We start from the raw sequence: 13,098 nt of genomic DNA on the forward strand, positions 1-13,098 counted from the left end.
GCCATAGCAACGTTTAACAACCGAGTTCGGGATGGATCGGAGTGGTTCCATTACATCATAAGCACCAGGAAAGCTTTTAAAACTTTTAATCTTGTGTCTGCGTTCAGTTTGATGCGCTGCATCTCTTTCGCTCGACTTAATTACCTTATCAAGTTTTCCCCAGGCTGTCAACCCCTTTGTCAAAAGTTTTTTTTTATCGTCCGAAACCGCTGGAATGATCGGGGTTTGAGGCCTGGTTTGGGGGTGGGGCCGATCGACCTTTAACTCACAAGTCCAAAAAAGCCGCCTCGGTTCCCTGTTCTCTGCGAATCTTCCCGTCTTTCACAAACCACGCCACAACCTGCTTAACTGTTAATTGTTGGATCGGGCTTTCAGATTCTGTCGCAATTTGCCTCAACGGCCGCAAAGACGCAATTACCAAATTCGTAAAAAAGTTTTCAAAACTAGCATCAAGTTCGATCGACCCTTTAATACTCTCATCATTCTTAATCCAATCCATCACCTGCCCATTAGTCACCTCAGCCACCGGCTTCCCAGTCTCCCCAGCAATTTGCTTGAGCACCCTCAAAGCATAAATTGCCAGCCGCGCCGAAAACTTTTCCTTCGACGACAGCAGCGCCATATCAACTTCGGCGCACTCTTCCGGCTTTAAAAAATCTGCTAGCGGTTCCATATATTAAAAATTAGTAATTCCTAATCGGTAATCGGTAATTGGTAATCCCTGACATCCGTGACATCCGTTACACTCATCCGTTGCCGAACTTTCATCCGTGACATCCGTTAGAAAATCCGTTGCCGAACTTCTTCCTTCTTCCTTGCAATCAAATAACCGCAGCGGTGTTCCCCATCAATAATCCAGTGAGTCCGCTCCACAATACAATCCGGCAAAACCGCCGCAAACATTTCCAACTCATTGCCACACACACTCGGAAAAGTTTCAGCAACATTAGAAATCGCGCAGTTGTGTTCCATCAACACAAATCGATCGCCCAAACCAGCGCGATCGCACATCCCAACCTCTACCGATTCTACAGGATAACACTCAGCCATATAACCTTCAGCCCTGCGGAGTTCCATTAACTTAGTCACCCGCTCTTGCAGCGAACCCGCACCCACCAGCCGCCGATACTCCGTCGCCTTGCGCTGCCACTGTTTTTGCAGGATAGTAATCACTTGCTCGCGGCCGACGGTTTCCGCCAACGTATCCAGAAAAGAGACGGCAAAATCGCCGTAACGATTCGGGAATCGATCGCGCCCCAGACTGGTAAGCTCATAAATGTGCTGCGGCCGCCCCATCCCAGCCTGAACCGACTGATACTGAATCAGCCCCTCCGCTTCCAAATCCTTCAAGTGACGGCGAATCGCCTGCGGGCTGATATCCAAAGACTCCGCCAACTCAAGAGCCGTCCCCTGCCCCCCCTTGAGCAAATATTGCAGGATGTCTTGTTTCGTGGAAGTCTGCTGAGTAGTCTCCATCATCTTCACAAAAAATTATTAATTTGACTTTGACAATATCACTGTTGTTAATGTAGCTTAAAATATACTAAAGCAACAAATCTGTTGTTTAACTTCCCAGAGCAGCCCCCAGAACTCGCCGGGCCCCCGACAGTTCCGCGTCTGCCATCTTTGAGAGACATATCCAGAACACTCGAAAGCGCAAAATTAATGAGCTCTACAGTCACAACCCTAGTCAACCAGCCCTATAAATACGGTTTCGTCACCGACATCGAGTCAGACACCATCCCCCGCGGCTTAAGCGAAGATGTAGTCCGCCTGATTTCATCCAAGAAAAACGAACCGGAATTCATGCTGCAATTCCGCCTCAAAGCATACCGCAAGTGGCTGACAATGACCGAGCCCACCTGGCCCCACGTCAACTATCCCGCGATCGACTACCAACAAATTATCTACTATTCCGCCCCCAAACAAAAGCCCAAAAAGCTCAACAGTTTGGACGAAGTAGACCCGACACTCCTAGAAACCTTCGAGAAACTCGGCATTCCCCTCTCCGAACAAAAACGGCTGGGAAATGTCGCCGTCGATGCCGTTTTCGACAGCGTTTCAATTGCCACAACATTTAGAGAAAAGTTAGCCAAAGATGGTGTTATTTTCTGTTCCATCTCAGAAGCCGTCAAAGATTATCCCGAATTAATAGAAAAATATCTCGGCAGCGTCGTACCAGTCGGCGATAACTTTTTCGCAGCCCTCAACTCCGCCGTATTCAGCGACGGTTCCTTTGTTTACATTCCCAAAGGCGTAAAATGCCCAATGGAATTGTCAACCTATTTCCGCATCAACAACGGAGATTCCGGCCAGTTCGAGCGCACACTAATTGTGGCCGAAGAAAACAGTTCTGTGTCTTACCTAGAAGGCTGCACCGCCCCGATGTTTGACACCAATCAACTGCACGCCGCCGTCGTGGAATTGGTAACAATGGACAATGCCGATATCAAATACTCCACAGTGCAAAACTGGTACGCTGGCGACGCCAGCGGCAAAGGCGGCATTTACAACTTCGTGACGAAACGGGGTTTGTGTCAAGGAGTCAATTCTAAGATTTCTTGGACACAAGTAGAAACGGGTTCAGCGATTACTTGGAAATATCCCAGTTGCGTGTTAGTCGGTGACAACTCGGTGGGCGAATTCTACTCGGTAGCGCTGACAAATAACAAGCAGCAAGCTGACACCGGCACCAAAATGATCCACGTGGGCAAAAACACTCGCAGCACGATTATTTCTAAGGGAATTTCTGCCGGAAATTCATCCAACAGCTATCGCGGCTTAGTGAAAATGGGGCCTAACTCTAAAGGCTCTCGCAATTACTCTCAGTGCGATTCCATGCTGATTGGCGACAACGCTCAAGCGAATACTTTCCCTTATATTCAAGTGCAGAACCACACTGCTAAAGTGGAACACGAAGCTTCTACTTCTAAAATTGGAGAAGAGCAATTGTTCTTCTTCGCACAGCGAGGAATTTCCGCAGAAAATGCTATTTCGATGATGATTAGCGGTTTCTGTAAAGATGTTTTCAATCAGTTACCGATGGAATTTGCGGCGGAAGCTGATAAGCTGTTGAGTCTGAAGCTGGAAGGAAGTGTCGGGTAGAAGGAAGAAGGAAGAAGGAAGAAGGAAGAAGGAAGAAGGAAGAAGGAAGAAGGAAGAAAATATTTGGGCGGGCGAGAAACCCTCGTTACCAGGCTCTGCCTGGTAACGCATATCTAGAGGCTCTGCCTCACATTTATCTCTCCCGTTTCCAACGAGGCAGAGCCTCGCGACACGCATTCCTAGGCAGAGCCTAGGAACGAGAAAAAACGAGAAGAAAAAACTGTAAAGTGCATTGAGGAAAAGGACAAAAATAGATGATTGTAGAAAATAGTCAAGTGGTGCTATCCGTCCGCGATTTAACTGCGAATGTGGAAGATACCCAAATCCTTAAGGGTTTGAATCTGGAAATTAAATCGGGTGAAATTCACGCGATTATGGGCCCGAACGGTTCGGGGAAAAGCACTTTATCCAAAATATTAGCGGGTCATCCTGCTTATACAGTAACGGGCGGAGAAGTTACTTTTCTGGGTCAAAATTTGCTGGAATTAGCGCCGGAAGAACGCTCTTTGGCTGGCGTGTTCCTAGCTTTCCAATATCCTTTAGAAATTCCCGGCGTTAGCAATCTGGATTTCTTGCGCGTGGCTTACAATGCTCACCGCAAACATCGCGGCTTGGAAGAATTGGATGCTTTTGATTTCCAAGATTTAATCGAGGACAAGCTGGATATTGTCAAGATGAATGATTCTTTTTTAGGCCGCAGCGTAAATGAGGGTTTTTCCGGCGGCGAGAAAAAGCGAAATGAAATTTTGCAAATGGCTTTGTTGGAACCGAAGTTAGCTATTTTGGACGAGACTGATTCGGGTTTGGATATTGATGCTCTCAAGATTGTCGCCGGCGGTGTGAATCAGTTGTCAACTGCTGAAAATTCGATGTTGGTGATTACTCACTATCAGCGGTTGCTGAATTACATTATTCCTGATTTTATTCACGTCATGGAAGCGGGCAGAATTATCTTGACTGGCCCGAAAGAGTTGGCGCTGGAATTGGAAGAGCGCGGTTATGACTGGGTTGTGGAAGAGGAAGCAGCAGGAGTAGGCGCGCGATGATGAATACGCAAGTTGCTAGTAGGGAAATGTTTTTGACTGATTTGGTTAATCAGTGCGGCAAGTTGGGCGCAGCTAATAAGGAAAGTTCTGCTTACGGGTTGCAGGATTTGCGGGATGCGGCGACTGAATACGTGCTTTCTTCGACTTTTCCGACGGTGAAGGATGAAGAATGGCGCTTTACTGATTTGTCGTCGGTGTTGCAAATTCCTTTTCATATACCCCAGAGCAATCAGTCAAAAGTTAAGCTGGCTGATATCATTATGCCAGTGAAAAACAAGGCAGATTTACCATTAAGATTGGTGTTTGTCAACGGGTTTTATGCGCCGGATTTGTCAACGGTGAATTTGCCCAATTTGCCGATCGACTTTTACGCAGGTAATCTATCCAATGTACCCGAAAAATATCAAGGGCGCATCAGCGATGTTTTGAGCAAGCACAGACAGCAAACTGAGGTGTTTACCGCGCTGAATACTGCGGGTTTGGCGGATTCTGCGGTGGTGTTCGTGCCGGCCAATATGTCGATCGAACTTCCGATTCACTTGCTGTTCCTGACAGCGCCCGGTGCATCTCCCACGATGTCCCAGCCGCACTGCTTGGTCATAGCTGAGCCTGGAAGCAATGTCACGCTGATTGAGGATTACGCAACTAGCGGTAATGTACCAGCCTTTACTAATGCTGTAACGGATGTTATTGTCGGCGAAAACGCCACTGTGAATCACGTTCGGCTGCAGCGGGAAGGTGGGGAGGTTGTTCATATCGGCAAAAGTGCGATCGAGCAATCTCGAAATAGCCGTTATACTTGTCATGCTATCAGCTTGGGAGGCAAAATATCGCGCCACAATTTAGAAGTTTTTCAGCGCGGCGAAGCCACCGAAACAACTTTAAACGGCTTAACCGTAGCCTTTGGCGAACAGTTATCAGACACTCACAGTGTAATCGATTTCAATCACCCCCACGGTACAAGCCGCCAATTGCACAAGTGCATTATTGGCAACAAAGCTCGCGCTGTATTTAACGGCAAAGTTTTCGTTCGCAAAGCCGCCCAATTGACAGATGCCGGACAATTGAGCCGAAATTTGTTGCTGTCGCCGAGAGCCCGCGTAGACACCAAACCGCAGTTGGAAATTGTCGCCGACAATGTTAAATGTTCCCACGGTGCAACTGTCAGTCAATTAGAAGATGATGAACTTTTCTACTTGCAAAGTCGCGGTTTGGATTTAGAAAGAAGTCGCTATTTGCTGATTGATGCTTTTGCGGCGGAAATGCTCAATCAATTACCGATTCTTGGAGTGGCGAAAATGCTTTCTACCTGCGTGGCCGTCCAAGGATAAAAGAATCAGTAACAGACTGGGGGGTGTTTTCTTGCCTTTCCAATCAAACCCGGAGATCCCCCCTAGCCCCCCTTAATAAGGGGGGAACAAGAGTCTTCTCAAAGTCAACCCCTACTCCCCTTATCAAGGTGAATTTAGGGGGATCTCCGGGTTCAACAATACGCCCTAGAAGCGAGTTTCACAACAATAGTAACTCCTGAAATTTATGACACTTATTCAAGAAAAAACACTTGCATCAAAAGTTCGCGGCGACTTCCCAATTTTGAATGAAAAAGTTAACGGTAAACCGCTAGTTTATTTAGACAATGCAGCTACTTCTCAAAAACCCCTAGCTGTGCTCAACGCTTGGCGTGATTACTACGGACAATACAATGCAAACGTCCACCGGGGCGCTCACACTCTCAGCGCCAAAGCGACTGATGCTTACGAAGGTGCTAGAGACAAAGTTGCGGCGTTTGTAAATGCGGCGTCGAGGCAAGAAATTGTTTACACTCGCAACGCCACCGAAGCGATTAATTTGGTTGCTTATTCTTGGGGTTTGAGCAATCTGCAAGCCGGAGATGAAATTATCCTGTCGGTGATGGAACACCACAGCAATCTCGTTCCCTGGCAAATGATGGCTCAAAGAACCGGCGCGGTGCTAAAGTTTGTCGAGTTAACGGAAACTAACGAGTTTGATTTGGAACAGTTTAAAACCCTGATTTCCCATAAAACTAAGTTGGTTTCAACCGTTCACGTTTCTAATACTTTGGGCTGCATCAGTCCAGTCAAAGAAATCTGCAAAATTGCCCACAGTTTCGGCGCAAGAGTTTTAATTGATGCTTGCCAAAGCGTGCCGCACATGATAGTAGACGTGCAAGCAATTGATTGCGATTGGCTGGTTGCTTCCGGTCACAAAATGTGCGCTCCGACTGGCATCGGTTTTCTGTACGGTAAACTGGACTTGCTGAGAGAAATGCCTCCGTTTTTCGGCGGCGGCGAGATGATTGCTGACGTGTTTCTCGATTATTCCACCTATGCCGATTTGCCGCACAAATTTGAGGCCGGCACGCCTGCAATCGGCGAGGCGATCGCCCTTGGTGCAGCAATCGATTATCTTAGTAACATTGGCATGGATAAGATTCACGCTTGCGAAGCAGAATTGACTGCTTATATGTTCCAACAATTGCGGCAAATTCCCGAAATTAAAATCTACGGGCCGCAGCCAGACAGCCACGGCGAAGGTAGGGCAGCTTTGGCGGCATTTACTGCGGGAGAAATTCACCCTCAAGACTTGTCTACCATGTTAGATCAGGAGGGAGTCGCGATTCGTTCCGGGCATCACTGCACGCAAGCTTTGCACCGCTATTTGAACGTTTCATCTACGGCGCGGGCGAGTTTGTATTTTTACAATACTCGCGAGGAGATTGATGTGTTTGTGAAAGCGTTGAAAGAGACGATCGACTTTTTTGGTGGGATTATGGGATAATTTGGTGAGGTGGGCATTTGCCCACCTTGTTAGAACATCGTTTGCCTTGGCTGAGCGGAATATTTCGTGAAAATAGTTGAGTATTATAGTTTAATAATACAACCACTAAAAAACATGAATCAATATCCTATTATCCTCATGCCCGACCCTGTTATTCAAGCTATGAATGCAGTTCCCTTCAGATGGGAATTTAGTGAACCAAAACCTTTACCTCCTAGTTATAAGCCCCAACCTATAGATGTACTTTTGTTTTTTTATAAATCTCTCCCATTAATTATTCCTTTTGCAACTATTAGCCTGATTGCCAGTAGAAATATTATCATTAGTTTCTATATTTCTGTAGGTGGAATTTTGGTTACTGCCTTGAACTTCTGGCAACAACAAGTGTCTTACTTACGAATACTTAATCAATACAAGCAACAAATGCGCGATTATAAAGATTTGTTAGCAGAATGGCAAAAGCGTGAGATTCAGCATAAACGGCAGATAGCAGAATCCCAAAAACCTGAAAAAATAAAACAGTATCGCTATCAGATCATTAAAGATATTATCATAAAAACCGTCCCTCCTGAAGGTAGAATTGTCAGTACAAAGTCTCAGTGGCTTGAAAGTAAATTTTATAAGAACTTACAGCAATTATTCCCAGATAAAATTAATAACAATTTAATTATCCAAAAATCCCATTCCTATCAACCTTACTGTATAGAAATTTCTTATTTTGATAAGTTAACAAATTTACGTATTGATATAACAATTGATAAACCTTATCACGATGAAAGCGGTGAACCTGAAAATTACGAAGTGCTTATCCAAGAAAATCAGCGCCATCAACTATTTTTAGAAAAAGGATGGATAGTTATTAGATTTGCTGAGGAGCAAGTAGTCTGTTGGCCACAAAGCTGTTGTCGGGTAATAGCAGAAGTAATCAATCAAATAATAGGTACACCAATTCCCGATGAATTGACAACTGTAGAAACTTTACGACCTATCCCGCAATGGAATGAATTTGAAGCACGACAAATGGCACAGGAAGGCTATCGAGATAATTATTTAATCTAGCGATCTCCTTTTCATCCCTCTGCGTTCATCAGCGTCTATCCGCCTGCATCTGCGGTAAAAAAAAAGACCCTGAAGCGCAGCTATCCCGTAAACAACCCCCTTTTTGATAGTATCTGGGCCTGTGGTAAAATAAAACTAGAGTTTTCTCAGCTCAAGGAGATTTTGAGATGATTGCTACTACTTCCAGTTTAGCCGAACAGAGAACACTGCTAGAAAACATTAGCTGGTCAACCTTTGAAACGTTGCTCAAAGAAATAGGCGATCGCCGAGGTTATCGCATAGCTTATGATAACGGGATGTTGGAAATTATGAGTCCTTTATACGAACATGAAAATCCCAAGATTCAGTCTGATCGCTTCATTTTCATTTTAGCAGAAGAACTCGGCATTGAAATCAAAAGTGCTGGCTCAATGACTCTCAAGCAAGAACAGGCTAAAAAGGGTATAGAACCTGACAATTGTTATTATATTCAAAGTGAACCAGCAGTCAGAGGCAGGCAAGAACTAGACTTAGAAACTGCCCCACCGCCCGACTTGGCAATTGAAATAGATATTACCAGCAGTTCAATTAATAAGTCAGGAATTTACTCGGCACTTGGCGTACCCGAACTCTGGAGATATAACGGGCGAGTTTTAAAATTTTATCAGTTAGCTTCCGAGGAGTATGTTGAATGCAATTTCAGTATTGCTTTTCCCTTTTTATCATCAACAGAAATGAGTAGGTTTTTTGAGCAGACTAAAACAATGGGAGAAATTGCATTACTGAAATCATTTAGAATTTGGGTTAGGGAAAAAATCTAAAGCGGTGAATATCGCCCTTTCGTCCATCCGCGTTCATTGTGGCACGGGCGTCCCGCCTGTGAAAAATATGCGGTTTAACAAAAGAGCGATCGCCCAACTAAAATTCCCTAATTTCAGGATGAACAAACTGATAACCAGCCGCCTTAATCTTTTGATTCGACACCCTAGCATTATAAGGCCGCACGCTAGGACTTCCATCCCAAGAAACTTTAGGCAAATTATTAGCTTCAAAAATGCGATCGAGCAATTCACCACTCGATAGCGACACATCCCCGACTAAATTGTAAATTCCCTGCAATTGATTTTCCAAAGCAAAAGTTAACCCCCCAACAATATCATCTCGATGCACCCAATTAGTAGCATCTTCCCCCCTACCGGGACGAGTGCTCCCAGCCCAGCCTCTAAAGATTTTAACTAATTCTCGCCCAGGCCCATAAATTCCTCCCAAACGGAGAATGCAGACGTGAAGATTGGGACTCGATGCTGCTAATAAAACCCGTTCTGTTTCTGCGATAATTTCACCATTTGGATTGGCCGGCGCGACGGGTGATTCTTCATTTACTAATTCACCTTGGCGATCGCCATACACAGAATAAGTACCCGTATAAATAACCTGCTTGACTGTCGGTATCTGCTGTAAAACCGCTACTAAAGTTGTCGCAGTATCTAAATAACTTTCCCGATAAGCATGAGGATTTGGAGCACCTACGCACAGCATAACAGCATCTTGTTCTTGCAATACAGCCGTCATTGCATCTTTGTCATTTCCTTTGAGCACGGCTACCCGCTGCGCGACACCCTCCAACTCAACTACTCGCGCCGCCGTGGTAGTTGTCGCCGTCACGGTATAATCAGATTTGCCGCGTAAATGTTTGGCTGTCGCAGTACCCACATAGCCGCAGCCGACGATCGCAACTTTCATAAAAAATTCTCCATTGTGTCATGTTCTCTCAAATTATTGCCGGTTTCTGAAATCATGGCGCGCTGAGTTTTGTGGTAAAATGCAAAGCGTCGTTATCAATCGGAGTAGCATCATGTCCGAGAGAGATATTTTTGCCACCTCCTCAGAAAGCGAACTTTTAGCTTTTTATGGTTCTTTGTTTGCGATCGCAGCCGCCGACGGTTCCATTGATATTGACGAACTAGATTTGTTGTTTAAAACCATAAATTTAGACAAATTTTCTGACTCTGCAAAGACTCAAATCCAATCCTACACAGCCAGTCCCCCATCACTGGGCGACTGTTTGCAAACACTCAGCCATTCACAACAACCGCTGCGTTTGGGAGTCATGTATTTTTTAATTAATATTGCTGGCGCAAATAAGACGCTGCATCCGGCAGAAAGCGAGGCGATCCAATCCGCAAAAAAACTGCTGGCGGTTTCCGACTTGCAAATCCAAGCCATGCAGGAATTCATCGCAGACATGAAACAAATACGGGAAGCCACGCCCATTAAAAATCAGGCATCAGCATCCTTCAATTCTGCTGTTTCCCAGCTTAAAACTAAGGGCATACCTCTCGATTTAATCGATCGGAAAGGAACTACAACAAACCTCAGCAACCCCAAAATTAACTATTCAGATGAAAGTTTTTGGACTAAACTTAAAAACTTTGCTTTAACCGCAGGAAGAGAAGTAGTTGAAAAAGCTTTGATTCTCTACTATACGGCTCAGAACCCAAACGTGCCTGCTTGGGCAAAAGCAGTTGTAGTTGGAGCTTTGACCTATTTTATATCTCCTGTTGATGCTATTCCCGATATATTAGCCGGTATCGGATTTACCGACGATTTGGGAGTATTGCTGGCGGCAATAGCTACTGTTTCAGTATACATTAATGCTGATACTAAAGAACAAGCCAAACAGAAAATGAAAGATTGGTTTGGCTAATAATATTATGTCCGATCGATTAACCGTAATATCCCGGTCGGGCGGGTTTTTAAGATTATCAATTATTGGCAGGTATTGTTGGTGAACCCGCCCCTACAACAATCGCGATCGCTCGACCGAACATGATATGAATCGGACTAACATAATCTGAAGAATATAGCAGTTGTCAATCGGATAAAATACAGGTAAGATACAAGACACGGCACTGCCGTGTCCCTACCCAATATCTGTAATTGACTCAACTGAAAACTTGATTAGTTATTGTGGATTTTCAGTCTTTAATCGGCTTACCATCTCGATTGACAATACGGCTTTCACCATCCTTAGCCGTGACATTTTCATAAACCCCTTCATCCCGCTTCACGTACTTGCTGAACCCCTGATTTTTATAATCGGTGTCCGATGTCGGCTTCATCAACCTCGGAGCGCTCAGCAGTCGGCGTACCGGCGCATCTGCGGGAGTCTCCCCGGGTTCGCGCTTCGCCAACTCGCACAGTTGGCCCCAAGTCGAAACTTCCAGGTTCATGCTGTGCCAAACTTCTAACTGCTGGTTGTTTTCGGGACACAAATAATCGTATACAGGCATACTAAGAATCTCGTTTGCAACTACTAAAATTACTAATTGCACGGTTATTGAGAATATTATAGCTCAACATTACTAATAATTCAACCCTAAAAATTAAACTTTACTATTTTTAACGGTTGTTGAAACCATAAATCAGCTATATTATTAACCCTGTGTGCTTGCTCCCGGATGCGATCGAGACAAAGCCCAAAAGTACGCTACCCTGAAATCCTCTGACTCGATCGCACGATCGACGGCTAGCAAATGCCCGCAAGACTTCCGTGAATGCCGTCAAAGGATTGATCATCATTTTCAGACTGTACGCAAATCACAGATTCTAAGTTTCAAATTTATTTATTTACTCACCACCGAGGATTTACCGATGAGCGATTTCAAAGTTACGCCAGAAGTAGAGCTGAACACAGCTCAAATGTTGGAGCGATACCAACTGCAAGATGAGACAACTCTGCGGCGTTGGGCAAAACTGCACGGCATCAACAGCACCCGTGGTTTCTTCTATCCCAGTGAAGTAGATTTGATGGATCACGCTCACCACCATCTCTACAATTTGGGAATGAGCATTGCTGAGTACCAAAGTCTTTTAGACCGACGCCGCACCAATTCCCAGACACCGGGCGACCAAAATAAAACAGTAGCAAGTCAAGTTGCTGACGAAGCATACGATGCTATAGAAACGCTGACCGATCAGTATGCTGAAGCTATTGATTTAATGGGAGAACGTATAGCAGACCATTTCATCGATGAACTCGATTTATCTGTGATGCGGCACCTTTCTAAAAAAGTGCAAGACCGCCGCACTCTCAACGGTCAAACCAAAAAGCCTAACCGTTTTCTCCAAGTGATTAAAGCCGTGTTGCAACCGAGCAGCGAAAATACGCTTCTGGTTCCCAAAAAAGAAGATGACTCTAGTTTAGAATTAGAACAGCATCACCGACTCGGCTAGCTGCCGATTTCGTTGAAAGACTAAGCGTTACTTATAGCGGTAAGGTGCGCCTAGCGCACCCTACATAATTAGGTTCTGCCTCCAGGACTGTAAAGGCAATAAATTTACTCTTTTCAAGTGTCCGTTACCTGTGAATTATAAATTTAAGACTGGATGCAGATATATTTTGCGCTGGAATTACCTAAAATATATGTTTGATCTAAGCCGTAAATCTAGCCCAAGGTAAAAAAATGATTAAATCCTGGATGGTAATTGGAGGCGTCGCCTTTGTAGTAGCTTTAGCAGCTAACATAATCGCGCCCAGCGACATCCAATGGTTCAACCGCTTGCAGCGTCCGAGATGGCTAGTATTTGAAAGAGCAATTCCCCTAATTTGGACAGTAATTTTTATTTGTGCAGCTTGGTCAGCAGTGATTGTTTGGGAAAAAGAACCGGGAACTCAGGAGACTTGGCTGAGAATGGGTTTGTACCTGCTTTTAGAAATAGTAACTATGTCTTACACCTCGGTTATGTGCAAAGTTAGGAGCCTAAAAGTCGGCACAATAATCGGCGGAACGGGCGCTATTTTAAGCGTAATCCTAGCTTTAACTGTGTTGCCAGTTTCCGAGCCGGCCGCCCTGTTATTGCTGCCTTACATACTTTGGAGTCCGATCGGCACTTACACCACTTGGGCAATGATGCACCTAAATCCGGCGGATGTTTAGCCTCTCATGGAATTAGTCATTTTAATGGGATTGCACGCAGAGAAAAAAAGCACCTTTTAAACCTAAAATGTGCTCGCTGTTAGATCCCCGGCTTCTTTAGGATCGCGAATTAAATAACTTACAATTTTAATTGTTATTGTGGGATGGGCGTCCCGCCCGTCCTTTTTGGA

At 44.9% G+C, this 13,098-nt stretch carries 14 protein-coding genes; 9 read left to right on the plus strand and 5 right to left on the minus strand.

Annotated features, from left to right (window positions below; translation table 11 throughout):
• Nucleotides 1-265 precede the first annotated feature (265 nt).
• Nucleotides 266-673, minus strand: coding sequence for a hypothetical protein (locus QUB20_RS15325; protein WP_333247261.1), 408 nt, complete (start codon nucleotides 671-673; stop codon nucleotides 266-268).
• A 107-nt stretch (nucleotides 674-780) separates the two neighbouring features.
• Nucleotides 781-1,479: an iron-sulfur cluster biosynthesis transcriptional regulator SufR gene (sufR, locus tag QUB20_RS15330; RefSeq protein WP_333247263.1), complete on the minus strand. Its 699-nt coding sequence runs from the start codon at nucleotides 1,477-1,479 to the stop codon at nucleotides 781-783.
• A gap of 186 nt (nucleotides 1,480-1,665) precedes the next feature.
• Between sufR and sufB the strand changes: the two genes are divergently transcribed.
• From sufB to QUB20_RS15360, 6 genes are all read left to right on the plus strand, one after another.
• On the plus strand, nucleotides 1,666-3,105 hold the full coding sequence (gene sufB / locus QUB20_RS15335) for a Fe-S cluster assembly protein SufB (protein ID WP_333247265.1): 1,440 nt from the start codon (nucleotides 1,666-1,668) through the stop codon (nucleotides 3,103-3,105).
• 254 nt (nucleotides 3,106-3,359) lie between these two features.
• A complete protein-coding gene (gene sufC / locus QUB20_RS15340; RefSeq protein WP_333051994.1) occupies nucleotides 3,360-4,151 on the plus strand; it encodes a Fe-S cluster assembly ATPase SufC in 792 nt (263 codons plus the stop codon).
• Nucleotides 4,148-5,482 (plus strand): Fe-S cluster assembly protein SufD, encoded by a 1,335-nt coding sequence (sufD, locus tag QUB20_RS15345; RefSeq protein ID WP_333247267.1) that lies wholly within the window; start codon nucleotides 4,148-4,150, stop codon nucleotides 5,480-5,482. Before sufC ends, sufD begins: the two co-directional genes overlap by 4 nt.
• Before the next feature lie 205 nt (nucleotides 5,483-5,687).
• Nucleotides 5,688-6,950: a SufS family cysteine desulfurase gene (locus QUB20_RS15350; protein WP_333247269.1), complete on the plus strand. Its 1,263-nt coding sequence runs from the start codon at nucleotides 5,688-5,690 to the stop codon at nucleotides 6,948-6,950.
• Between the two features lie 114 nt (nucleotides 6,951-7,064).
• On the plus strand, nucleotides 7,065-8,009 hold the full coding sequence (locus QUB20_RS15355; protein ID WP_333291457.1) for a hypothetical protein: 945 nt from the start codon (nucleotides 7,065-7,067) through the stop codon (nucleotides 8,007-8,009).
• A gap of 167 nt (nucleotides 8,010-8,176) precedes the next feature.
• Nucleotides 8,177-8,809, plus strand: coding sequence for a Uma2 family endonuclease (locus tag QUB20_RS15360; protein ID WP_333052003.1), 633 nt, complete (start codon nucleotides 8,177-8,179; stop codon nucleotides 8,807-8,809).
• A gap of 97 nt (nucleotides 8,810-8,906) precedes the next feature.
• Here the strand turns inward: QUB20_RS15360 and QUB20_RS15365 are convergent, their stop codons facing one another.
• On the minus strand, nucleotides 8,907-9,731 hold the full coding sequence (locus QUB20_RS15365; RefSeq protein ID WP_333247273.1) for an NAD-dependent epimerase/dehydratase family protein: 825 nt from the start codon (nucleotides 9,729-9,731) through the stop codon (nucleotides 8,907-8,909).
• Nucleotides 9,732-9,843: 112 nt separating this feature from the next.
• Between QUB20_RS15365 and QUB20_RS15370 the strand changes: the two genes are divergently transcribed.
• The gene (locus QUB20_RS15370) at nucleotides 9,844-10,695 is read left to right on the plus strand and encodes a DUF1232 domain-containing protein (protein ID WP_333247275.1); all 852 of its coding nucleotides are present in this window, start codon (nucleotides 9,844-9,846) and stop codon (nucleotides 10,693-10,695) included.
• A gap of 271 nt (nucleotides 10,696-10,966) precedes the next feature.
• On the opposite strand, the gene QUB20_RS15375 is transcribed toward QUB20_RS15370, so the two are convergent.
• Together QUB20_RS15375 and QUB20_RS15380 are read right to left on the minus strand one after the other, a co-directional pair.
• Nucleotides 10,967-11,281 carry a zinc ribbon domain-containing protein gene (locus QUB20_RS15375; RefSeq protein ID WP_333052014.1) on the minus strand — a complete coding sequence of 105 codons (315 nt, stop codon included), beginning with the start codon at nucleotides 11,279-11,281 and terminating at the stop codon, nucleotides 10,967-10,969.
• Nucleotides 11,282-11,417: 136 nt separating this feature from the next.
• Nucleotides 11,418-11,570, minus strand: coding sequence for a hypothetical protein (locus tag QUB20_RS15380; RefSeq protein ID WP_333247277.1), 153 nt, complete (start codon nucleotides 11,568-11,570; stop codon nucleotides 11,418-11,420).
• A gap of 72 nt (nucleotides 11,571-11,642) precedes the next feature.
• On the opposite strand from QUB20_RS15380, the gene QUB20_RS15385 reads away from it, so the two are divergent.
• Together QUB20_RS15385 and QUB20_RS15390 are read left to right on the plus strand one after the other, a co-directional pair.
• Nucleotides 11,643-12,224, plus strand: a complete 582-nt coding sequence (locus QUB20_RS15385; RefSeq protein WP_333244361.1) for a hypothetical protein — start codon at nucleotides 11,643-11,645, stop codon at nucleotides 12,222-12,224.
• A 230-nt stretch (nucleotides 12,225-12,454) separates the two neighbouring features.
• Nucleotides 12,455-12,928: a TspO/MBR family protein gene (locus QUB20_RS15390; RefSeq protein WP_333247279.1), complete on the plus strand. Its 474-nt coding sequence runs from the start codon at nucleotides 12,455-12,457 to the stop codon at nucleotides 12,926-12,928.
• The last annotated feature ends 170 nt before the right edge of the window (nucleotides 12,929-13,098 follow it).

It is taken from the genome of Microcoleus sp. B4-C2 (assembly GCF_036705265.1).
In the GTDB taxonomy this organism is placed as follows: Bacteria; Cyanobacteriota; Cyanobacteriia; order Cyanobacteriales; family Microcoleaceae; genus Microcoleus.

Excerpts from the sequence above, each read along its gene's own strand:
- QUB20_RS15365 (WP_333247273.1), bottom strand. The coding sequence starts at position 9,731 with ATGAAAGTTGCGATCGTCGGCTGCGGCTATGTGGGTACTGCGACAGCC.
- QUB20_RS15375 (WP_333052014.1), bottom strand. The coding sequence starts at position 11,281 with ATGCCTGTATACGATTATTTGTGTCCCGAAAACAACCAGCAGTTAGAA.
- QUB20_RS15325 (WP_333247261.1), bottom strand. The coding sequence starts at position 673 with ATGGAACCGCTAGCAGATTTTTTAAAGCCGGAAGAGTGCGCCGAAGTT.
- sufC (WP_333051994.1), top strand. The coding sequence starts at position 3,360 with ATGATTGTAGAAAATAGTCAAGTGGTGCTATCCGTCCGCGATTTAACT.
- sufB (WP_333247265.1), top strand. The coding sequence starts at position 1,666 with ATGAGCTCTACAGTCACAACCCTAGTCAACCAGCCCTATAAATACGGT.
- QUB20_RS15385 (WP_333244361.1), top strand. The coding sequence starts at position 11,643 with ATGAGCGATTTCAAAGTTACGCCAGAAGTAGAGCTGAACACAGCTCAA.
- QUB20_RS15390 (WP_333247279.1), top strand. The coding sequence starts at position 12,455 with ATGATTAAATCCTGGATGGTAATTGGAGGCGTCGCCTTTGTAGTAGCT.
- QUB20_RS15380 (WP_333247277.1), bottom strand. The coding sequence starts at position 11,570 with ATGATGATCAATCCTTTGACGGCATTCACGGAAGTCTTGCGGGCATTT.
- QUB20_RS15355 (WP_333291457.1), top strand. The coding sequence starts at position 7,065 with ATGAATCAATATCCTATTATCCTCATGCCCGACCCTGTTATTCAAGCT.
- QUB20_RS15350 (WP_333247269.1), top strand. The coding sequence starts at position 5,688 with ATGACACTTATTCAAGAAAAAACACTTGCATCAAAAGTTCGCGGCGAC.
- QUB20_RS15360 (WP_333052003.1), top strand. The coding sequence starts at position 8,177 with ATGATTGCTACTACTTCCAGTTTAGCCGAACAGAGAACACTGCTAGAA.
- QUB20_RS15370 (WP_333247275.1), top strand. The coding sequence starts at position 9,844 with ATGTCCGAGAGAGATATTTTTGCCACCTCCTCAGAAAGCGAACTTTTA.
- sufR (WP_333247263.1), bottom strand. The coding sequence starts at position 1,479 with ATGATGGAGACTACTCAGCAGACTTCCACGAAACAAGACATCCTGCAA.
- sufD (WP_333247267.1), top strand. The coding sequence starts at position 4,148 with ATGATGAATACGCAAGTTGCTAGTAGGGAAATGTTTTTGACTGATTTG.